Source organism: Frigoribacterium sp. Leaf172 (assembly GCF_001424285.1).
In the GTDB taxonomy this organism is placed as follows: Bacteria; Actinomycetota; Actinomycetes; order Actinomycetales; family Microbacteriaceae; genus Frigoribacterium.
Map to the genome: position 1 here is coordinate 342613 of NZ_LMPB01000002.1, position 20828 is coordinate 363440.

A 20828-nucleotide genomic window follows, 5' to 3' on the forward strand; every position below is an offset into this window, starting at 1 on the left:
ATCGTCGGCTGCGGACGATCGAGGAGGGGTGCGGAGACGGATCAGAGATGTCGGTACACGTCGGCGGGGGTCAAGCCCTTGGCCACCATCAGCACCTGGAGGTGGTACAGCAGCTGCGAGATCTCCTCGGCCGTGGCCGTGTCGCCCTCGTATTCGGCGGCCATCCAGACCTCGGCCGCCTCTTCGACGATCTTCTTGCCGATCTGGTGAACGCCGGCGTCGAGCTCGGCGACGGTCTTGCTGCCCTCCGGACGATCGCGGGCCTTGTCGCTGAGCTCGATGAACAGTTCGTCGAAGGTCTTCACGAGGTCAAGGGTACCGTCGCGGCGGCCGCCCGCAGCGCGGCGATGCGCTCGGCCGGGTCTCCGCCGTAGACGGCCGAACCCGCCACGACGGTGTCCGCGCCGTTCGCCACGGCGGTGACGATCGTCGAGACGTCGATGCCGCCGTCGACCTCGAGCCAGACGTCGAGACCCGAGCGGTCGACCGCTGCACGCGCGCGGGCGAGCTTCGGCATGGTCTCGGTCATGAACGACTGGCCGCCGAACCCGGGCTCGACGGTCATGACGAGGATCATGTCGAACTCGTCGAGGGTCGCGAGATAGGGCTCGATGTCCGTTCCGGGCTTGACCGCGACGGAGGCTCGCGCCCCGGAGCTGCGGACGGCCCGGGCCGTCGCGACGGGGTCCGCGGCGGCCTCGGCCGAGAACGTCACGGAGAACGCACCGAGTTCGGCGTAGCGGGGAGCCCAGCGATCGGCGTCGTCCACCATGAGGTGGATGTCGAGGGGCAGAGGACTGACCTGCTGCAGGCGTTCCACGACGGGGAGCCCGAGGGTGAGGTTCGGGACGAAGTGGCCGTCCATCACGTCGACGTGGACCAGGTCGGCGTCGGCGATGCGATGCAGGTCGCGCTCGAGGTTCGCGAAGTCGGCGGACAGGATGCTGGGGCTGATGCGGACGGGCACCCGACGATCTTACCGACGCGATCGGCGTCAGCGGCGCTTCTCGATGAGGGCCACGAACATCGCGTCGGTCCCGTGGCGATGCGGCCAGAGCTGCACGTACGGAGCCGAGCCGAGATCGACTGGCGAGCCGACGACGCGCCGGGCGGTCTCCGTCGCATCGACCACCGTGAGCTCGTCGCGTCCGCGGACGCCCGTCTCGACGATCGCCCGGGTCTCGGCCACGTGTGGCGAGCAGGTCACGTAGGCGAGCACGCCCCCCGGCGCCAGAGCGTCCACCGCGCTGGTGAAGAGGCGCGCCTGGAGCTCGGTGAGCTCGCCGACATCACGAGGCTGCTTCCGCCAGCGGGCCTCGGGGCGCCGCCGCAGGGCCCCGAGCCCGGTGCAGGGGGCGTCGAGCAGGATGCGGTCGAACGACCCGGGCCGGTCGGAGCCGAAGCGCGTCGCATCGCCCTCGAGCACCTCGATCTCGCCGGGAACCGACTCGAGCGCCTGCCGGACGAGCCCCGCGCGCGCCGGCACGAGCTCGTTGGCCAGGAGCCTCGCCCCGCCGCGAGCGGCCTCGGCCCCGAGCAGGGCCGCCTTGCCCCCGGGACCGGCGCACATGTCCAGCCACCGCTCATCGCCGACGACGGGCCGGTGCCGGCTCAGCATCAGTGCCGCCAGCTGCGATCCCTCGTCTTGCACTCGCGCTCGACCCTCGCGCACGGCGGGGTGATTCGACGGGTCGCCGCCGACGTTCGTGGCCGCGACCGGCGACAGCACGCCCCCCGGGCCGCCGAGCTCGGCGACCTCGGCGAGACCCGGCAGCGCGACGAGACTGACCCGTGGGGCCTGATTGTCCGCCTCGAGGAGATCGACCAGCTCGTCGCCCCGCGCCTCGGCGGTCAGCGACTGGCGGAACGCCCGCACGACCCAGGCGGGGTGCGACCATTCGGCGGACAGACGGTCGTCCACACCGACCGCGCCGGCGAGGACCCGCTCGCGCCAGGCGTCGGGCGTCGTGCGTGAGACCGTCCGGAGGACGCCGTTGACGAAGCCGGTGGCCGACCTGCTGCCGACCTCGCGCGCCAGCTCGACGGACTCGTCGACGGCGGCGTGGGTGGCGACCCTCGTCGAGAGCAGCTGGTGGACCCCGAGACGGAGGACGTCGAGCAGCGCCGGGTCGATCTTCTCGACGGCGCGGCGCGCGGCGATGGCTATCACGCGGTCGTAGTAGCCCTGGAGTCGCAGGGTTCCGTAGGTCAGCTCGGTCGCCAGACCGGCGTCGGCCGCGTCGAGACGGGCCCGTGCGATGCGCGACGGCAGGAGCAGGTTCGAGTAGGCGTCGTCGTCGGACACCGCTCGGAGGACGTCGAGGGCGACGCGGCGGGCGGGTTGGACCCGGCTCATTCGTGATCTCCTTCGGGGAGGGGCGAGACGAGGAGGTGCGGTGCGCCTCGGTCAGGGAGCCCGCGGAACCAGTCGGCGGCCGCCATCGGCCTCTTGCCGGCCGGCTGGACGCTGACGAGCTCGAGGGGCCCGGTCGCCGTGCCGACGAGGATCGATCGCCCCGACCGGACGAGGGCGCCCGGTCCGGGCGGACTCGAGGCTGCGTCGCGGCCGGCGTCGTCGCCGCCCTGCGGTGCGGGTTCGGGTGAGGGTTCTCTCAGCTCGAGCACCTTCAGCCGGGCTCCATCGAAGGGGACGTGGGCGCCGGGCTCCGGGGTCGTGCCCCGGTAGCGGTCGAGGACCTCGCGCGCCGGTCGACGGAGATCGAGGGCGCCATCGTCGATGGTCAGCTTCGGGGCGACGCTGACCACGCCCGTCTGCGCCACGCCGACGGCTGTTCCGGCGGCCAGGGAGTCGACGGTCCGGCCGAGGAGCGTCGCGCCCGAGACCGCCAGCTCGTCGAGCAGCGCGCCCGCGGTCTCGTCTCCCGTCAGACGGTGCTCGAGGGTTCCGTAGACGTCGCCGGCGTCGAGGTCGGCGACGAGTTGGAACACGGCGGCCCCGGTCGTCACGTCGCCGGCCATGAGCGCGCGCTGCACGGGTGCGGCGCCGCGCCAGCGCGGCAGGAGGGAGAAGTGGAGGTTCACCCACCCGAGACGCGGGAGCGACAGGACCGGCTCGCGGAGGAGCGCCCCGAAGGCGACGATGACACCGAGATCGGGTTCGAGGGCCGCGAGTCGGGCGGACACCTCGTCGGTCATGCGGCGGGTCTTGATGACCGGCAGCCCCAGCCGCTCCGCCTCGACGGCGACGGGTGTCGGGGTGAGGACGCGCTTGCGCCCCTGGGGGGTGTCGCTGCGGGTGAGCACCCCGACGATCTCGTGCTCGCTCTCCGCGAGAGCGAGCAGGGAGGGCAGAGCGGCGGCGGGGCTGCCGGCGAAGACGAGACGCACGAGGGTTCCTGAGTTCAGTCGGTGAACGGTTCGACGTCGTCGAACCGCACTCTGAGTGTAGAGACGGGGCGACCGCGCTTCTGACCGATCGCCTTGCGCCTCTCGGTCGCCGCCCTGATGACCTGGGAGCGCAGGACCTGCGCCACCTCGGCCCCCCTGCCCACGTCGAACCGGACGATGGCCCGGACGCCCGCCTCGGGGACGTCCACCGGGCCGAGGGTCTCGCCCCGGACGTCGCTCGGGAGCTCGGACAACGCCCTGGCCACCGTGTCGACGGTGCCCGTCACGGTCGCCACCCGGACGGCGGGCGGGAACCGCAGCTGACGGCGATCCGACAGCTCGGACGAGGCGAAGCGGGCGAGCTCCCAGGTGGCGAGGGCCGAGGCGAGGGCGCCGCCGACCCCGACGAGGACGACGGGGGCGCGTCGGGCGGCGAGGGCCGTCGCGTTGGCCCACCAGCGGAGGCAGTCCTCGGCGACGCGCAGACTCTCGCGCGCGAGCATCCGCTCGCCGTCGAGCAGCAGCACCGCCTGATAGCCGCCGGCCGCGATCGGCTCGGCACCGCGGGTGGCGACGATGAGCGCGGGTTCGCCGTCGACGTGCGTGATCGGTCGGGTGCCGTCGGCGACGACGACTCTGACACCGGGGAACGCCTTGCCGAGCTCGTCGGCCGTCCGGGCGGCGCCGGCGCCGACGGGCTTCATGACGGTGCCCTCGCAGGTCTGGCAGCGCCACCCGGCGGCCAGTGCTCCGCACCAGGAGCATGCGGGCTGAGCACCCTGCTGTCGCTGGACGACCGGACCGTTGCAGCGGAGGCAGCGGGCCGTGTCGCCGCACTCCGTGCAGGCGAGACGGGGCGAGTAGCCGGGGTGGGCCACCTGGACGAGCACCGGTCCGTGCTCGACCGCGGCCCGAGCCTCGGACCAGGCCGTGGAGGGGATGCGCGCCCGTGCGGCGAAGCCGTCGTGCGCAGCCTGCTGGGAGGTCGGGATCACCTTCGGCTGATAGCGCGGATCGGGCCGCACCTCGGCGAGGAATCCGACCTCGACCAGTCGCTGGACGTCGGTGCTGCGAGCGTGCCCGAGGAAGACGAGCGCCGAGCCCTGCTGGGTCTGACGGACGAGGGCGGTGTCGCGTGCGTGGACGTAGGGGCTCAGCGGTTCGGAGAACAGCGGGTCGCCGTCGTCGAAGACGACCATGACGCCCAGCCGGACGGAGGGCGCGAGGAGGACCGATCGGTTCCCGACGATGACGACCGGGTCGTCCCCGCGTGCGCGGAGAAGGGCCCGGTAGCGGTCCGCATTGGATTGTCGGGAGTCGAGACGGACGATGGAATCGGCGGGGACGACGGCGCCGAGGGCGCGCAGCACCTGGTCCTCGTCACGGTAGTCGGGCACCGCGACGATCGCGTTGTCCCCGGACGCCAGCGCGACCGCCGCGAGTTGGGCGGCGGTGACGGCCCAGTGCCCCACCCATCCCCCGCCCTCGGACAGCTCGACGAGCAGCGGGATGGCGTCCACGGCGGCTCTCCCGCGCGCCGGCACGAGGTCGAGCAGGCCCCCGGCGCGATAGCCCGTGATCTCGGCGGGTGCGGCGGCTCGATCGGCTTCGGCCGGCGGAGCCGAGTCGGCGTCCGCGCCCGACACCGTCTCGGCCGCCCGACCGGCCAGCCAGGCCTTCTCGACCCGCACCTGCCGGGGCGGTACGGCCAGCCGGAGGACGTCGCTGGCCGAGCCTCCCGCGCGGTCGGCGACGGCACGGGCGAGACGCCACACCTCGGGGGCGAGGACGGACACCTCGGAGACGACGTCCTCGACCTCGCTCAGCTCGCCGACGTGGTCCGAGCCGTCGACCAGATCGACCACGAAGGCGTCGGCGATGCGTCCGGCCGAGCGGAGCGGCACCTTGACCCGGATCCCGGGAGCCATCACGTCGCGAAGCCGCGGCGGCACGCTGTAGTCGAAGAGCCGGTCGAGCTGAGGCAGCGGGGACTCGACGAGCACACGGGCGACGACGCGACGGGGGGTCGGATCGGGCAGCAGGGTCATGACGACCTCGACCGGCCGAGTGCGCTCACCGATCAGAGCCCGGCGGCGGCCCGCAGCGCGTCGACGCGGTCGAGGGCCTCCCAGGTGAAGTCGGGGAGGTCACGGCCGAAGTGACCGTAGGTCGACGTCGCGGCGTAGATGGGACGGAGCAGGTCGAGATCACGGATGATCGCGGCGGGTCGGAGGTCGAACACCGCGCCGACCGCGTCGATGATGACCTGATCGGACACGTGGCCCGTGCCGAATGTCTCGACGTAGAGACCGACCGGAGCGGCCCGACCGATCGCGTAGGCGATCTGCAGCTCGAGACGGTCGGCGAGGCCGGCCGCCACGGCGTTCTTCGCGACCCACCGCATCGCGTACGCCGCCGACCGGTCGACCTTCGACGGGTCTTTTCCGGAGAAGGCACCACCGCCGTGTCGGCTCGCGCCGCCGTACGTGTCGACGATGATCTTGCGACCGGTGAGCCCGGCGTCGCCCTGCGGCCCCCCGATCTCGAACCGCCCGGTGGGGTTGATGATGAAACGGGTGCCGGTCGAGTCGAGGCCCGCGTCGGCCAGGACCGGCCGGATCACGTGTTCGATCACGTCGCGCTCGAGCTGCTCGCTCGAGACCGTCGGAGAATGCTGCGTGGACAGCACGACAGTGTCGACCGTGACCGGCACCACGCCGTCGTAGCCGACCGTGACCTGCGTCTTGCCGTCGGGTCGCAGATAGTCTAGCTCGCCCGACTTTCGCACCCCGGCGAGACGTTCGGCGAGGCGGTGGGCCAGCCAGACGGGCAGCGGCATGTACTGGGGGGTCTCGTTGGTGGCGTAGCCGAACATGATGCCCTGGTCGCCTGCACCCTGACGATTGAGCTCGTCGTCGTCACCGCCGCGGGCCTCGAGCGCCGAGTCCACACCCTGAGCGATGTCCGGCGACTGCGAGCCGATCGACACCTCGACACCGCAGGTCCGCCCGTCGAAGCTGACGGCCGACGAGTCGTAGCCGATGCCCACGATCAGATCGCGGACGATGGTGGGGATGTCGACGTAGCCCTTGGTGGTCACCTCGCCGGCCACGTGGACCAGGCCGGTCGTCACCATGGTCTCGACCGCGACGCGGCTCGCCGGGTCGACCGCCAGCAGAGCGTCGAGGATGCCGTCGGAGATCTGGTCGCAGATCTTGTCGGGATGACCCTCGGTCACCGACTCGGAGGTGAACAGCCGGAGGCCGCTCGGAGTCGACGTGCTCGCGTGGTGGTGGTCGATCGTGGTCAAGGGGATCCCCTCGTGGGCTGGTGGGCGGCGCGACTCTGGCGTCGGACCGGTGGACGTGACGAGGCCCCGCGGGATCGTCTCCCGGGGGCCTCGTACGAGTCTAGAACCGACCCCTGACAGTGGTCGGACTGTGACGTCACGCCTGAAGGCGCTGCGATCAGTCGACCGGCGTCGCCAGCGGCTTGACCTCGAGCTTGTCCTCGTTGATCTCGTGCATCGCGACGGAGAGGGGCTTGTCGTCGATCGTGCTGTCGACCAGGGGGCCGACGTTGTCGAACAGGCTGCCTTCGTGGAGGTCCGCGTAGTAGTCGTTGATCTGACGCGCGCGCTTGGAGGCGAAGATGACGAGCGCGTACTTCGACTCGACCTTCGAGAGCAGCTCGTCGATGGGGGGATCGATGATGCCCTTGTTCTTGTCGGCCATGGTTACTCCTCGTTCGTGGTGCGTTGTCTCGGCGTGCCGACCGGGCAGGCCGAGGGGGAAGTCGTGGCGTCGATCAGTCGCGCGGGCGCGCGTCGTCGGACGCAGTCATCAATTCTACGACCTCGCGGGCCGCTTCGGCCACGTCGTGGTTCACGACCTTGACGTCGAACTCGTCTTGAGCGGCGAGCTCGACCTTGGCCGTCTCGAGTCGACGGTGCTGCTCGGCGGCGTCCTCCGTGCCCCGGCCGATCAGTCTGCGGACCAGTTCGTCCCAGGTGGGCGGCAGCAGGAAGACGAGCACGGCCTCGGGCATGGCGGCCCGCACGAGTCGCGCTCCCTGCAGATCGATCTCGAGAAGGACGCTCCGACCGTCGCGGAGCGCGGCGTCGATGGGGGGCCGGGGTGTGCCGTACCGGTAGGAGTTGTGCACCGTCGCGTACTCGAGCAGCTCCCGGTCGCGGATCATGCGGTCGAACTCGGCGTCGTCCACGAAGTAGTAGTGGACGCCGTCGACCTCACCCGGCCGCGGTGCGCGCGTCGTGGCGGAGATCGACAGATGGACGTCGGGGTAGTTGTCGCGGATGTGCGCCGACACCGTGCCCTTGCCCACGGCCGTCGGCCCGGCCAGCACGACGAGACGCGAGCGCAGACGACCGCGGACCTCGCGGTGCGCGAGCCAGTCCCCCAGCGTCCGCCGCTGACGGACGCCGAGGCCGCCGACCCGCTTCGACTCGGCGATCCCGAGCTCGGCCATGATGCGTGCGGCGCGGGTGGGACCGATGCCGGGCATGCTCGTCAGCAGTTCGCGGACCCGGAGGGTCGCCTCGGGTGCCGTGGGCTCCCCCGCCCACGCGGCCTCGGCCACGTCGAGGGCCGGTCGCCGACGGTCGGCGACCGCCGACTTCACGGCGGCGCGGCCCCTCCGTGCGGCGACGGCGGCACGAGCGGCCGCGGCGCGATCCACCGGCGGCGGCGTCAGACGAGGCATCGGCGGATCTCATCCGAGTCACGACGGACGGCGTCGGCGAGCCCGGCCGGACCCCGGTCGAGCAGAGCCCGCGACGTCGACACGAGGACGGACCGCGAGGCCGACCCGAAGAGGGAGGGGATGTCGCGGTAGCGGGCGCCCTGATGACCGAATCCGGGCGCGAGGATTGGCGTGGTGGTCAGGAGGTCGACGTCGATCCCGGCGTCGACCAGGTCGACCGTCGCGCCGAGCACCAGCCCCACCGAGCCGAACCGGGTCTCTCCGGCGTTCTGGTTGTCGTGCAGCACGTCGTCGACGATACCGCCCGCGACGGTGCGGACCGTGCCGTCCGGGTCGGTGCGCCGCGCGGACTGGGTGACCCGCGCCTCCGGGTTCGATGTCGCCCCGAGCACGAAGAGGCCCGCGCCCGAACGACGCGCCCTCGCGACCAGACCCGTCATCGAGGCGAACCCCAGATACGGCGACACGGTCAGCGCGTCGACGCGGAGGGGCGAGCCGGTGTCGAACCAGGCGTCCCCGTAGGCGTCCATCGTGCTGCCGATGTCACCTCGCTTCGCGTCGCCGACGACCAGCAGCCCGGCCTGACGCGCGGCGTCGAGGACGTCCTCCAACGCGGCGAAGCCGGCCGAACCCCAGCGCTCGTAGAACGCGACCTGCGGCTTGACGATCCCCGCGCCTCCTCGCCAGACGGCCTCGACGACCCGCAGACCGAACTCGCGGACGCCGTCGGCGCTGCGCGACAGCCCCCAGGCATCGAGGAGGTGCCCGTGCGGGTCAATGCCGACGCACAGCGGGCCGGAGCGTCCGACGACCTCGACGAGGCGCTCACCGAACGGCGGCAGGACCGTGCCCGCCGTCACCGGCGGGCCGCCCGCGCCAGACCGTAGTCTTGAAGGCTCGTCACCTCGAGCTCGCTCTGCACGGCCTCGATCGAGGCCACGGCCGCACCCAGCTGGGCGATGGTCGTGAACAGCGCCTTGTCGGCGGCCACGGTCGCGGCCCGGATCTCGTACCCGTCGGCGCGGGCGCTCGACCCGCTCGGCGTGTTGATGACGATGTCCACCTCGTCGGCGTTGATCAGGTCGACCACCGAGTGCCCGCCGGCGCTGAACTTGGCCACCGTGTCGGCCGTGATGCCGTTGCGGACGAGGACGGTGGCCGTCCCCTCCGTCGCGAGGATGCGGAAACCCAGCTGCTGCAGGCGGAGCACCGGCAGGACGATCGCCCGCTTGTCGCGGTCCGCGACGCTGACGAAGACGGTGCCCGAGGTCGGCAGCCCGCCGTAGGCCGCGGTCTGGCTCTTGGCGAACGCCCGGGGGAAGTCGCGGTCGATGCCCATGACCTCGCCCGTGGAACGCATCTCGGGGCTGAGCACGCTGTCGACGATCTGACCGTCCTTCGTGCGGAAGCGCTTGAAGGGCAGCACCGCCTCCTTCACCGAGATCGGCGAGTCGAGAGGGACGTCCGAGCCGTCGAGAGCGGGCAGCAGACCGCTGTCGACCAGCTCGCGGACGCTCTGTCCGACCATGATCAGCGACGCCGCCTTCGCGAGGGGGATGCCGAGGGCCTTCGAGACGAAGGGGACGGTGCGACTCGCGCGGGGGTTCGCCTCGATGACGTACAGGACGCCGGCGGCGATCGCGAACTGCACGTTGAGCAGACCCGACACCCCGATCCCGCGGGCGATCTCGAGGGTCGCCGCGCGGACCCGATCGATCTCGCCCTTGCCGAGCGTCACGGACGGGAGCGTGCAGCTCGAGTCGCCGGAGTGGATGCCGGCCTCCTCGATGTGCTCCATGATGCCGCCGACGTACAGCTCGGTGCCGTCGTAGAGGGCGTCGACATCGATCTCGACGGCGTCGTCGAGGAACCGGTCGACCAGCAGCGGAGCATCGGGTCCGATGATCGCCTGGTCCTCGACGCGCACGAAGTAGTCGGCCAGCGAGGGGCTGTCGTAGACGATCTCCATGCCGCGCCCGCCGAGCACGTACGACGGACGGACCAGGACGGGATAGCCGATCTCCTCGGCGACCGCGACGGCGCTCTCGTGGTCGGTGGCCGTGCCGTTCCGAGGTGCGAGGAGACCCGCCGCGTCGAGGATGCCCTGGAAGAGGCCCCGTTCTTCGGCCGAGTCGATCGCGTCGGGTGTCGTGCCGAGGATGGGGACGCCGGCCGCCTCCAGCCCCTTCGCGAGGCCCAGCGCGGTCTGACCGCCGAGCTGCACGACGACGCCGACGAGCTCGCCGCTCGCGCTCTCGGCGTAAACCACCTCGAGGACGTCCTCGAGGGTCAGCGGCTCGAAGTAGAGCCGGTCGCTCGTGTCGTAGTCGGTCGAGACGGTCTCGGGGTTGCAGTTGATCATGATGGTCTCGAAGCCGGCGTCGCCGAGCGCGAAGCTGGCGTGCACGCACGAGTAGTCGAACTCGACCCCCTGCCCGATTCGGTTCGGACCCGAGCCGAGGATGATGACCTTGCGGCGATCGCTCGCGACGACCTCGGTCTCGACGTCGTAGCTCGAGTAGTGGTACGGCGTCAGGGCAGGGAACTCCCCCGCGCACGTGTCGACCGTCTTGAAGACGGGACGGACGCCGAGCCCGTGGCGCTCGTCGCGCACCTGCTGCTCGGACACGCCGCGCAGCTGACCCAGCTGCACGTCGCTGAAACCGTGGTCCTTCGCGAAGGCGATCGTCTCGGCGTCGAGGGACCCCGCGCTCGCCACGGTCTCGGCGACCTCGTTGATGAGCACGATCTGATCCACGAACCACGGGTCGATCTTCGTGGCCTCGAAGACCTCGTCGGCCGTCGCACCCGCGCGGAGGGCCTGCTGGACCGTGACGATGCGACCATCGGTCGGCGTCGCGGCCAACGCGAGCAGCGCCTCCTTGTCTCCGGGGTCGCCCTGCCAGTGGAAGCTCGAGCCGCGCTTCTCGAGCGAGCGCAGCGCCTTCTGCAGCGCCTGCGAGAAGTTGCGACCGAGGGCCATGGCCTCGCCCACGCTCTTCATGGTCGTGCTGAGGGTCGTGTCGGCGGCCGGGAACTTCTCGAACGCGAAGCGCGGGACCTTGACGACGACGTAGTCGAGCGTGGGCTCGAAGGAGGCGGGGGTCACCTTCGTGATGTCGTTGGGGATCTCGTCGAGGCGGTACCCGAGAGCCAGCTTCGCGGCGATCTTCGCGATGGGGAAGCCCGTCGCCTTCGACGCGAGGGCGCTGGAGCGCGACACGCGCGGGTTCATCTCGATGACGATCACCCGGCCGTTCGACGGGTCGATGGCGAACTGGATGTTGCACCCGCCGGTGTCGACGCCGACGCGACGGATGATGTCGATGCTGATGTCGCGCAGGTTCTGATACTCGCGGTCGGTCAGGGTGAGCGCCGGCGCGACGGTGATGCTGTCGCCGGTGTGGACCCCGACGGGGTCGACGTTCTCGATCGAGCAGACGACGACGGTGTTGTCGGCCGTGTCGCGCATCATCTCGAGCTCGTACTCCTTCCAGCCGAGGATGCTCTCTTCGAGGAGGACCTCGGTGGTGGGGCTCTGGTGCAGGCCATCGGTGACCATGCGGACGAGCTCGTCGCGCGTGTAGGCGAAGCCGGAGCCGAGACCGCCCATCGTGTACGACGGTCGGATGACGAGGGGGTACCCCAGGTCCTCGGCGTAGTCGACGGCCTGCTCGACCGTCCGCGCGATGTACGACTTGGCGACGTCGGCGCCCGACTCGAGCACGAGGTCCTTGAAGAGCTGGCGGTCCTCGCCCTTCTTGATGGCCTCGACCTTGGCGCCGATCAGCTCGACGCCGTGCTTGGCGAGGATCCCCTCCTCGTCGAGCTTGATGGCCGCGTTCAGCGCCGTCTGTCCGCCGAGGGTGGGGAGGATCGCGTCGGGGCGCTCCTTCACGATGATCGCCTCGAGCACCTCGGACGTGATGGGCTCGATGTAGGTCGCGTCGGCGAAGTCGGGGTCGGTCATGATCGTCGCCGGGTTCGGGTTGACGAGGATGACGCGCACCCCCTCTTCACGGAGCACACGGCAGGCCTGCGTGCCGGAGTAGTCGAACTCGGCCGCCTGGCCGATGACGATCGGCCCGGAGCCGATGACGAGGACGGAGTTGATGTCAGCGCGCTTGGGCATCAGTTGCTGCTTTCGATGTCGGAGCCGAAGTCGACGGACTCGCCGTGGGATCGTGCGACGACCGCCTCGCGGAAGCGGTCGAAGAGGTGGTTGCTGTCGTGCGGGCCGGCGGCGGCCTCCGGGTGGTACTGCACGGAGAAGGCCGGGATGTCGAGAGCGCGGAGTCCCTCGACGACCTGGTCGTTGAGGCTGTAGTGGCTGACCTCGACGCGACCGAATCCGGCCGGAGAGTCGAGGACGCCCTCGATGGGCGCGTCGACCGCGAAGCCGTGGTTCTGGCTCGTGATCTCGACGCGGTTCGTCGTCTTGTCGAGCACGGGCTGGTTGATGCCGCGGTGACCGAAGGGCAGCTTGTAGGTGCCGAAGCCGAGCGCGCGGCCGAAGAGCTGGTTGCCGAAGCAGATGCCGAAGTAGGGCAGGCCGTCGCGCAGCGCCCCCTGGAGCAGCTCGACCTGCGAGTCGCTCGCCGCAGGGTCGCCGGGGCCGTTGGAGTAGAAGAGCGCGTCGGGTCCGAGCGCGCGCAGCTCGTCGAGCGTCGTGGACTGCGGCAGGACGTGCACCTCGAAGCCGCGCTGGGCGAGGTACCGCAGGGTCGACGTCTTGACGCCGAGGTCGAGGACGGCCACCGAGCCGATGCGCTCGCCGACGGGCTCGACGACGTAGGGCTCGAGGGTCGAGACCCGGCTCGAGAGGTTGAGACCGCGCATGCCGGCCCCCGCCGTGACGAGGGCGAGCTGCTCGGCGGGATCGAGCTCGGCGTCGGGGCCGCTGAACACGCCGCCCTTCATGGAACCCGCGTCGCGGAGCCTGCGGGTCACGGCCCGGGTGTCGATGCCGCGGATGCCCACCACGCCGTCGCCGACGAGCTGGTCGTCGAGGCTGCCCTGCGCGCGATGGTTGGAGACGACCCGGCTGGCGTCGCGGACGACGTAACCGGCGACCCAGATGCGGCGGGACTCGGGATCCGTGTCGTTGACCCCGGTGTTCCCGATGTGCGGTGCCGTCATGACGACGATCTGGCCGGCGTACGAGGGGTCGGTCAGAGTCTCCTGGTAGCCGGTCATGCCGGTGGCGAAGACGACCTCGCCGAGAGTGCGGCCGACGGCGCCGTAGGCGAGCCCGACGTGGCGGGATCCGTCTTCGAGGACAAGGACGGCTTTTTCGGTCAAGGCTTCTCTCCAGTGCTGGTCTCGGCCCGGGGGGCCGTGGGGATGAGTTCGCGGACGCGGTCGACGACGGCGGTCGGGTCGTCGAGGATGCGCAGGTAGGTGTCGACGTCGGTCTCGCCGAGGGTCCAGGCGATGAGGACGAGACCACCCTCTTCGACGACCCGGTCGATGGTCCAGGTGGCCCGTCCGACGTCGCGGATCGAGGAGGCGCGGATCAGCTTCGCGGGCTCGCCGGCGATCTCGAGGCGGACCCCCTCGGGGTGGACGGAGACGACCGCACGACCGCGGAAGCCGAGGCCTCCGACGACGATGCGGTCGAGCGGATCACCCGCTCGGGAGGTGGCCACGTAGAAGCCGTCCGTCTCGACCCGGGTCGATCCGAGCACCGAGGGGGCGATCTCGGGGAGCGCGATGTCGGACTGACGCCGCCCCCGAGCACGCCATGAGCGCGCCATCTGCCAGATGAGCGCGGCGAGCAGGACGAGGATGCCGAGGCCGATCCACCAGTAGGTCATCGGGTCGACGCCCCCGTCTCGATCGCGAGCCGACGGGCGGCGACCCCCGCCGAGGCGCGCGCCACCGTCTCGGTCTCGACGACCCGACCGGACTCGACGGTGGCATAGCCCTGGTGGAAGGTCGCCATGACCCGGCCGGGCAGGTCGTAGTCGATGAAGGGCGAGTTCACGCTCTTGCCCGCCAGATGGTCGACGGAGAAGGTGCGGGTCACGCTCCGATCGTAGAGCGTCAGCTCGGCCGGCTCACCGACCGCCAACGGCCGACCCTGGCCCGCCACGCGCCCGATCACGGCCGGCGTCGTCGACATGATCCGGGCGACGTCGGCCCAGCCGATGAGGCCCGTGTCGACCATGATGCGCTGCACGACCGGCAGCGCGGTCTCGAGCCCGACCATGCCGTTGGCGGCGGAGTCCCACTCGCAGCACTTCGCCTCGGAGGTGTGGGGCGCGTGGTCGGTCGCCACGATGTCGATCGTCCCGTCGGCGAGGGCGGCCCGGAGGGCCTCGACGTCGTCGTGTCCGCGCAGCGGCGGGTTCACCTTGAACCGCGAGTCGTAGCCGGCGACGAGGTCCTCCGTCAGCAGCAGGTGGTGGGGCGTGACCTCGGCGGTGACGTCGATTCCGCGGGACTTCGCCCACCGGATCACCGCGACGCTGCCCGCCGTCGAGACGTGACAGACGTGCAGCCGGGCACCGACGTGATCCGCGAGGAGCACATCGCGCGCGATGATGGCCTCTTCGGCGACGGCGGGCCAGCCCGCGAGGCCGAGCTCTGCCGACAGCGCACCCTCGTTCATCTGGGCGCCGACGGTCAGTCGGGGTTCCTGCGCGTGCTGGGCGACGACTCCCCCGAAGCCCTTCACGTACTCGAGGGCCCGGCGCATCAGCAGCGGATCGCTGACGCAGTGGCCGTCGTCGGAGAAGACCCGGACGGCGGCTCGTGAGCGGGCCATGGCGCCGATCTCGGAGAGGTGCGTCCCCTCGAGCCCCCGCGACACGGCGCCGATCGGCCGGACGGTGACGTAACCCGCACGGTCGCCGAGCGCCTGGACCTGCTCGACGACGCCGGCGGTGTCGGCGACGGGCGACGAGTTCGCCATGGCGTTCACCGCGGTGAAGCCGCCTGCGGCAGCGGCCCGCGAACCGGTGAGCACGGTCTCGCTGCCTTCGCCGCCCGGCTCGCGGAGGTGCGTGTGGAGGTCCACGAGCCCGGGCAGGACCAGCAGGCCGTCGGCGTCGACGATCGACGCGCCCGCGGCGCTGAGGCCCGACCCGAGTTCGACGACGACTCCGTCGCGGACGAGCACGTCGGTGCGCGTTCCCTCGACCGTCTCGACGGCGCGGATCAGGTGGGTGGTCGTGGTGGTCACAGGGAGTCCTCCCGGTCGCCGGCGAGGGTCAGGTAGAGCACGGCCATCCGCACGGCGACGCCGTTGGCGACCTGCTCGCGGACGGTCGAACGGGGTGAGTCGGCGGCCTCGTCGCTGATCTCGAGGCCGCGGTTCATGGGGCCGGGGTGCATCACGATCGCGGTCGCGGGCAGTGCGCGGAAGCGGGCGGCGCTGAGGCCCCAGGATCGGGCGTACTCGCGGGCGTTCGGGAAGAACGCCTCGTTCATGCGCTCCTGCTGGATGCGCAGCATCATCACCACGTCGGGCCGGACGCGGGCGAGCGCCTCGTCGAGGTCGTAGAAGACGTCGACGCCGAACCGGCTGACGTCGACGGGGAGGAGCGTGGGAGGCGCGACGACGGAGACGTGCGCCCCGAGTGTCCGCAGGAGCCAGGCGTTCGACCGTGCGACCCGCGAGTGCAGGATGTCGCCGACGATCACGACGCGGAGTCCGTCGAGGTCGCGACCCCGACTGGCCGCCCCATGGAGCCGGCGCCGCATCGTAAAGGCGTCCAGCAGAGCCTGCGTCGGGTGCTCGTGGGTGCCGTCGCCGGCGTTGACGACCGCGGCCTCCACCCAGCCGCTGTCGGCGAGGACCCGCGGCGCGCCGGAGGACGGGTGGCGGATGACGATGCCGTCCGCCCCCATGGCAGCGAGGGTCTGCGCGGTGTCCTTGAGGGACTCCCCCTTCGAGACGCTCGATCCCTTCGCTGCGAAGTTGATGACGTCGGCGCTGAGCCGCTTCGCCGCCGCCTCGAACGAGATGCGGGTGCGGGTGCTGTCTTCGTAGAAGAGGTTGACGACCGTCGTGCCTCGGAGCGTCGGCAGCTTCCGCACCTCGCGCGTGCTGACGTCGGCCATGTCCTCGGCGATGTCGAGGATGCGCAGGGCGTCGTCCAGAGCGAGGTCGGCCGTGCTGAGCAGATGCCTCACGACGTCTCCCCGCCGGTGGCGTCGTCGACCGACGACGCGCCTCCTTCGATCGCCACGAGCTCGTCGTCGTCGACGCCGAGCACGCGCACGAAGATGCGCTCGGACGTCGAGGTCGGCAGGTTCTTGCCCACGAAGTCGGCGCGGATCGGCAGTTCGCGGTGCCCGCGATCGACCAGCACGGCCAGTCGGACGGCACGGGGACGCCCGAGCGAGCTGAGCGCGTCGAGCGCAGCCCGGATGGTGCGCCCCGAGTACAGGACGTCGTCGACGAGGACGACCGTCTTGCCGTCGATGCCGCCGACGGGCAACGACGTCGGGCGGGAGGCGCGGGTCGGCTGTCGCCGGAGGTCGTCGCGGTACATGGTCACGTCGACGGTGCCCACGGGCACCGATCCGCCGGAGATGCTCTCGAGCGACGCCGCGATCCGCTCGGCGAGGACGACGCCCCGGGTCGGGATGCCCAGGACGACCAGATCGGCGGCCCCGCGGTTCGACTCGAGGATCTCGTGGGAGATGCGCGTCAGTGCGCGCGTGATGTCAGCCTGACTCAGCACGGTGCGTGTGCTCAATCGGACCCCCTTCCCCGCCTCTCGGGACGGAACTTAAAGGATGTCGGATGTCATGGATTTCGAGGATCGCGGCTGATGCCGCGATCCGACCGGGATCCAGCCTAGCTGCTGGCGGCGATCCGTCCGAGCAGACCGTTGACGAAGACCGCCGAGTCGTCGGTGCTGAGCGACTGCGCCAGCTCGACGGCCTCGCTGATCGCCACGTGATCGGGGATCTCGTCGTTGTGGCCGAGCTCCCAAATGCCGATGCGCAGGATCGCCCGGTCGAGCGTCGGCATGCGATTGAGCGACCAGCCCTGCGAGTACGTCTCGATGAGCTCGTCGATCTCGGAACGGTGGTCGATGACGCCCTGCACGATCTCGCGGGCGTAACCCCAGCTCGAGTTCCGCTCGGGCTGGGCCATGGCCCGCGTGGTCTCCATGACGAGGGCGTCGGTCATGCTGATCTCGCGGATGTCGGCGACGTACAGGACGTCGAGGGCGCGCTTGCGCGCTTTGGTACGGGCACTCACTGCGGTCGACGACCCCGACTAGCTGACGCGGCCGAGGTAGCTGCCGTCGCGGGTGTCGACCTTGACCTTCGTGCCGTTCTCGAGGAAGAGCGGGACCTGGATCTCGTAGCCGGTCTCGACGGTGGCCGACTTCGTGCCGCCCGTCGACCGGTCGCCCTGCAGTCCGGGCTCGGTGTAGGTGACCTCGAGGATGACCGAGGCGGGCAGCTCGATGTAGAGCGGCGTGCCGTCGTGCAGCGCCATCTGGACGTTCTGGTTCTCGAGCATGAAGTTCTTGGCGTCGCCGACGACCGTGGCGGGCACGTTGATCTGGTCGTAGTCGCTGGTGTCCATGAAGACGTAGCCGTCGGCCTCGGCGTAGAGGTACGTGAACTCGCGGCGGTCGACGTTGGCGAAGTCGATCTTCGTGCCGGCGTTGAAGGTCTTGTCGACCACCTTGCCCGACATGACGTTCTTCATCTTGGTCCGGACGAACGCCCCACCCTTGCCCGGCTTCACGTGCTGGAACTCGATCACGTTCCAGAGCTGTCCGTCGAGGTTGAGGACGGCACCGTTTTTGATGTCGTTGGTAGTCGCCATGCGCGAGGGATCCGTTCGGAGTCGGGGAGTTGACGGCCCGATGAGGCCACCGACGAGTGTAGCGGACACCCGTGCGGCGACGGGCGAGGCAGCGCTACGGGCCGGTCAGGACCCGATCTCCTGATAGGCCGCGAAGAGCAGGCTCTGGTCGGGTCCCTGGATGACGGTCGGCCTGCCGATCCCGTCGAGGACGATGAACCGGAGCATGCCCGCCCGCGCCTTCTTGTCGCGCTGCATGGTCGCGAGGAGGGTGTTCCAGCGGCCCAGCGGATAGCTGACGGGCAGGGTCAGGGATTCGAGGATCCGGCGGTGGCGGTCGACCGCCTCGTCCGAGAGCCGACCCGTGAGGCGTGCGAGCTCGGCCGCGAAGACCATTCCGACCGAGACGGCCGCGCCGTGACGCCATTGGTAGCGCTCGGCGTGCTCGACCGCGTGCCCGAGGGTGTGTCCGTAGTTCAGGATCTCGCGGAGCCCCTGCTCGGTGAGATCCTCGCCCACCACCCGCGCCTTGAGAGCGATCGAGAGCTCCACCACGCGCCGGAACTCGGGCGTCGACGGGTCGGTCGCGCGGTCGACGTCGGCCTCGACGATGTCGAGGATCTCGGGCTCGGCGATGAACCCGGCCTTCACGATCTCGGCGAAGCCCGCGAGGATCTCGTTCTTCGACAGGGTGTCGAGCATGTCGAGGTCGGCCAGGACGGCGATGGGCGGATGGAAGGCCCCGACGAGGTTCTTGCCCTCGGCCGTGTTGATGCCGGTTTTGCCGCCGACGCTGGCGTCGACCATGCCCAGGACGCTCGTGGGGACCTGCACGAGGGCGACGCCGCGCAGCCAGGTCGCGGCGACGAATCCGGCGAGGTCGGTGATCGCCCCGCCGCCGAGCCCGAGGACGACGTCCGTCCGGGTGAAGTCGGCCTGCCCGAGGACCTGCCAGCAGAACGCCGCGACCTCGACGCGCTTGGCGTCCTCGGCGTCGGGGACCTCGGCGATGAGCGCCTCGTACCCCGCCTCGACGAGGGTCTCGCGCACCTCGTTCGCCTTGCGGCCGAGCGTCGGGGCGTGCACGATGAGCACCTTCTTCGCCTGCGGGGGCAGGAGGGCCGGGAGTCCCGTTACGAGGCCGCGCCCGACGTGGACGTCGTACGGGGCGTCGCCTCCGACGCGGATCGTCGTGGTGGGCTGTTCGGTCACGGGGTACCTCTCTCGGGGTCGAGCCAGGCCACGATGTCGTCGACGACCGACGAGACCGGGCGATGGGACGTGTCGACGACGACCGAGGCCACGTCGCGGTAGACGGGATCGCGTTCGGCGGCGATCGCGCGCCAGGCGTCGATCCCCCCTCGCGCGAGCAGCGGGCGGGATCCGCCGGCGAGCCGGGACTCGACGGCGGAGGCGCTGACGGTGAGCATCACGACGGGCAGGCCCGCCAGGGAGGCGCGGGTGGACCCGTCGAGGACGGCTCCCCCGCCGAGCGACACGACGCCGTCGGAGCCGAGCGCCTCGGCGACGACCTCACGCTCCAGAGAGCGGAACACGGCCTCGCCGTCTCGTTCGAAGATCTCGGGGATGGGGCCGTGCCGCTGGACGATGACCCGGTCGCTGTCGACGAACGGGGAGCCGAGCCGGCGGGCGAGCTTCTTGCCGATGCTCGACTTGCCGGCGCCCATCGGGCCGATGAGCACGACGGGCCGACGTGTCACGGTCGGTCGGACTCGTGCGGCTCGCTGACGTCGCCGGTCCGCAGGTTCTCGGGGATCGCGTCGAGATAGCCGCGGAGGTTGCGGGCCGTCTCCCGGAGGGAGTCGCCCCCGAACTTCTCGAGCACCGAGTTGGCGAGGACGAGGGCGACCATGGACTCCGCCACGACGCCCGCCGCGGGCACGGCGCAGACGTCGGAGCGCTGGTGGTGGGCCTTGGACTCCTCGCCGCTCGTGACGTCGACGGTCGCGAGCGCCCGGGGAACCGTGGCGATCGGCTTCATGCCGGCCCGGACGCGGAGGACCGTGCCGGTGCTCATCCCGCCCTCGGTGCCGCCGGCGCGGTCGGTGTCACGCGAGATGACTCCGCCCGACCGGTGGAGCTCGTCGTGCGCGACCGACCCGCGCCTCCTGGTGGTCTCGAATCCGTCGCCGACCTCGACGCCCTTGATGGCCTGGATGCCCATGAGGGCGGCCGCCAGCTGCGAGTCGAGGCGGCGATCCCAGTGCACGTGCGAGCCGAGGCCCGGGGGGACGCCGTAGGCCAGGACCTCGACGACCCCGCCGAGCGTGTCACCGTCGCGCTTGGCGGACTCGACCTCGTCGACCATGGCCGCGCTCGTCGCCTCGTCGAAGCACCGCAGAGGGTCGTCGTCGAGGCGGTCGAGGTCGGACGGCAGCGGGAGGGGCGAGCCCTCGGGGACGCGGACCGGGCCGATCGAGAGCGTGTGGCTGACGAGCTCGATGCCGAGCTCGGAGAGGAACGACCGGGCGACGGCGCCGAGGGCCACGCGGGCGGCGGTCTCACGCGCGCTCGCGCGTTCGAGGATCGGCCGGGCCTCGTCGAAGTCGTACTTCTGCATCCCGACGAGATCAGCGTGCCCGGGCCGGGGACGCGTCAGAGGCGCGCTCCGACCCCGCGAGGCGTCGCCGATCTCGACCGGCTCGGGGTTCATCACCTCGACCCACTTGGGCCACTCGGTGTTTCCGACCCGCAGGGCGACGGGGCCGCCCATGGTCAGGCCGTGCCGGACGCCGCCGGAGATGTGCAGCTCGTCCTGCTCGAACTTCATGCGCGAGCCGCGGCCGTAGCCGAGACGACGGCGGGCCAGATCGGACTTGATCGCGCTCGACGAGACGGGCACCCCCGCGGGGAGCCCCTCGAGGACGGCGATGAGCTCGGGGCCGTGTGATTCCCCTGCGGTCAACCAACGAAGCATGGGAGCAATCCTCCCACAGCGCGAGAGCGCCCCCGGCCGATC

At 71.0% G+C, this 20828-nt stretch carries 20 protein-coding genes; all 20 read right to left on the minus strand.

Features of this window, described 5'->3' with window-relative positions; translation table 11 throughout:
* Window positions 1-41: 41 nt before the first annotated feature.
* Window positions 42-305, minus strand: a complete 264-nt coding sequence (locus ASF89_RS07900) for a phosphoribosyl-ATP diphosphatase (RefSeq protein WP_055797391.1) — start codon at window positions 303-305, stop codon at window positions 42-44.
* Window positions 302-967, minus strand: a complete 666-nt coding sequence (gene rpe, locus ASF89_RS07905) for a ribulose-phosphate 3-epimerase (RefSeq protein ID WP_055797388.1) — start codon at window positions 965-967, stop codon at window positions 302-304. The genes ASF89_RS07900 and rpe overlap by 4 nt, the downstream gene beginning before the upstream one ends.
* A 27-nt stretch (window positions 968-994) precedes the next feature.
* A complete protein-coding gene (locus ASF89_RS07910) occupies window positions 995-2356 on the minus strand; it encodes an RsmB/NOP family class I SAM-dependent RNA methyltransferase (RefSeq protein ID WP_055797384.1) in 1362 nt (453 codons plus the stop codon).
* On the minus strand, window positions 2353-3348 hold the full coding sequence (fmt, locus tag ASF89_RS07915) for a methionyl-tRNA formyltransferase (protein ID WP_055813643.1): 996 nt from the start codon (window positions 3346-3348) through the stop codon (window positions 2353-2355). The genes ASF89_RS07910 and fmt overlap by 4 nt, the downstream gene beginning before the upstream one ends.
* A gap of 14 nt (window positions 3349-3362) precedes the next feature.
* Window positions 3363-5396, minus strand: a complete 2034-nt coding sequence (locus tag ASF89_RS07920; RefSeq protein WP_055813646.1) for a hypothetical protein — start codon at window positions 5394-5396, stop codon at window positions 3363-3365.
* Between the two features lie 32 nt (window positions 5397-5428).
* Complete coding sequence (gene metK, locus ASF89_RS07925; protein WP_055814799.1) at window positions 5429-6649, minus strand: methionine adenosyltransferase; 1221 nt, start codon at window positions 6647-6649, stop codon at window positions 5429-5431.
* A gap of 166 nt (window positions 6650-6815) precedes the next feature.
* Window positions 6816-7082, minus strand: coding sequence for a DNA-directed RNA polymerase subunit omega (rpoZ, locus tag ASF89_RS07930; RefSeq protein ID WP_055797372.1), 267 nt, complete (start codon window positions 7080-7082; stop codon window positions 6816-6818).
* A gap of 73 nt (window positions 7083-7155) precedes the next feature.
* Entirely contained in the window at window positions 7156-8070 is a 915-nt protein-coding gene (gene gmk, locus ASF89_RS07935; protein ID WP_055813650.1) for a guanylate kinase, read from the minus strand.
* On the minus strand, window positions 8058-8930 hold the full coding sequence (gene pyrF / locus ASF89_RS07940) for an orotidine-5'-phosphate decarboxylase (protein WP_235484049.1): 873 nt from the start codon (window positions 8928-8930) through the stop codon (window positions 8058-8060). The genes gmk and pyrF overlap by 13 nt, the downstream gene beginning before the upstream one ends.
* Window positions 8927-12202 carry a carbamoyl-phosphate synthase large subunit gene (carB, locus tag ASF89_RS07945; RefSeq protein WP_055813653.1) on the minus strand — a complete coding sequence of 1092 codons (3276 nt, stop codon included), beginning with the start codon at window positions 12200-12202 and terminating at the stop codon, window positions 8927-8929. Before carB ends, pyrF begins: the two co-directional genes overlap by 4 nt.
* Window positions 12202-13371, minus strand: coding sequence for a glutamine-hydrolyzing carbamoyl-phosphate synthase small subunit (gene carA, locus ASF89_RS07950; protein WP_055797364.1), 1170 nt, complete (start codon window positions 13369-13371; stop codon window positions 12202-12204). The genes carB and carA overlap by 1 nt, the downstream gene beginning before the upstream one ends.
* Window positions 13368-13886 carry a hypothetical protein gene (locus tag ASF89_RS07955; RefSeq protein WP_055813656.1) on the minus strand — a complete coding sequence of 173 codons (519 nt, stop codon included), beginning with the start codon at window positions 13884-13886 and terminating at the stop codon, window positions 13368-13370. The genes carA and ASF89_RS07955 overlap by 4 nt, the downstream gene beginning before the upstream one ends.
* Window positions 13883-15256, minus strand: coding sequence for a dihydroorotase (locus ASF89_RS07960; protein WP_082489872.1), 1374 nt, complete (start codon window positions 15254-15256; stop codon window positions 13883-13885). The genes ASF89_RS07955 and ASF89_RS07960 overlap by 4 nt, the downstream gene beginning before the upstream one ends.
* Entirely contained in the window at window positions 15253-16209 is a 957-nt protein-coding gene (locus tag ASF89_RS07965; protein WP_055813659.1) for an aspartate carbamoyltransferase catalytic subunit, read from the minus strand. The genes ASF89_RS07960 and ASF89_RS07965 overlap by 4 nt, the downstream gene beginning before the upstream one ends.
* A complete protein-coding gene (gene pyrR / locus ASF89_RS07970; protein WP_055797353.1) occupies window positions 16206-16778 on the minus strand; it encodes a bifunctional pyr operon transcriptional regulator/uracil phosphoribosyltransferase PyrR in 573 nt (190 codons plus the stop codon). Before pyrR ends, ASF89_RS07965 begins: the two co-directional genes overlap by 4 nt.
* Window positions 16779-16879: 101 nt before the next feature.
* Window positions 16880-17290, minus strand: coding sequence for a transcription antitermination factor NusB (gene nusB / locus ASF89_RS07975; protein ID WP_055813662.1), 411 nt, complete (start codon window positions 17288-17290; stop codon window positions 16880-16882).
* Between the two features lie 18 nt (window positions 17291-17308).
* Complete coding sequence (gene efp / locus ASF89_RS07980) at window positions 17309-17869, minus strand: elongation factor P (RefSeq protein WP_055797347.1); 561 nt, start codon at window positions 17867-17869, stop codon at window positions 17309-17311.
* Between the two features lie 105 nt (window positions 17870-17974).
* Window positions 17975-19060: a 3-dehydroquinate synthase gene (gene aroB, locus ASF89_RS07985; protein WP_055813665.1), complete on the minus strand. Its 1086-nt coding sequence runs from the start codon at window positions 19058-19060 to the stop codon at window positions 17975-17977.
* Window positions 19057-19569 (minus strand): shikimate kinase, encoded by a 513-nt coding sequence (locus ASF89_RS07990; protein ID WP_235476424.1) that lies wholly within the window; start codon window positions 19567-19569, stop codon window positions 19057-19059. Before ASF89_RS07990 ends, aroB begins: the two co-directional genes overlap by 4 nt.
* Window positions 19566-20786, minus strand: a complete 1221-nt coding sequence (gene aroC, locus ASF89_RS07995; RefSeq protein WP_055813669.1) for a chorismate synthase — start codon at window positions 20784-20786, stop codon at window positions 19566-19568. Before aroC ends, ASF89_RS07990 begins: the two co-directional genes overlap by 4 nt.
* Between the last annotated feature and the right edge of the window lie 42 nt (window positions 20787-20828).

Excerpts from the sequence above, each read along its gene's own strand:
- ASF89_RS07910 (WP_055797384.1), bottom strand. The coding sequence starts at position 2,356 with ATGAGCCGGGTCCAACCCGCCCGCCGCGTCGCCCTCGACGTCCTCCGA.
- carB (WP_055813653.1), bottom strand. The coding sequence starts at position 12,202 with ATGCCCAAGCGCGCTGACATCAACTCCGTCCTCGTCATCGGCTCCGGG.
- aroC (WP_055813669.1), bottom strand. The coding sequence starts at position 20,786 with ATGCTTCGTTGGTTGACCGCAGGGGAATCACACGGCCCCGAGCTCATC.
- ASF89_RS07920 (WP_055813646.1), bottom strand. The coding sequence starts at position 5,396 with ATGACCCTGCTGCCCGATCCGACCCCCCGTCGCGTCGTCGCCCGTGTG.
- rpoZ (WP_055797372.1), bottom strand. The coding sequence starts at position 7,082 with ATGGCCGACAAGAACAAGGGCATCATCGATCCCCCCATCGACGAGCTG.
- efp (WP_055797347.1), bottom strand. The coding sequence starts at position 17,869 with ATGGCGACTACCAACGACATCAAAAACGGTGCCGTCCTCAACCTCGAC.
- gmk (WP_055813650.1), bottom strand. The coding sequence starts at position 8,070 with ATGCCTCGTCTGACGCCGCCGCCGGTGGATCGCGCCGCGGCCGCTCGT.
- ASF89_RS07955 (WP_055813656.1), bottom strand. The coding sequence starts at position 13,886 with ATGACCTACTGGTGGATCGGCCTCGGCATCCTCGTCCTGCTCGCCGCG.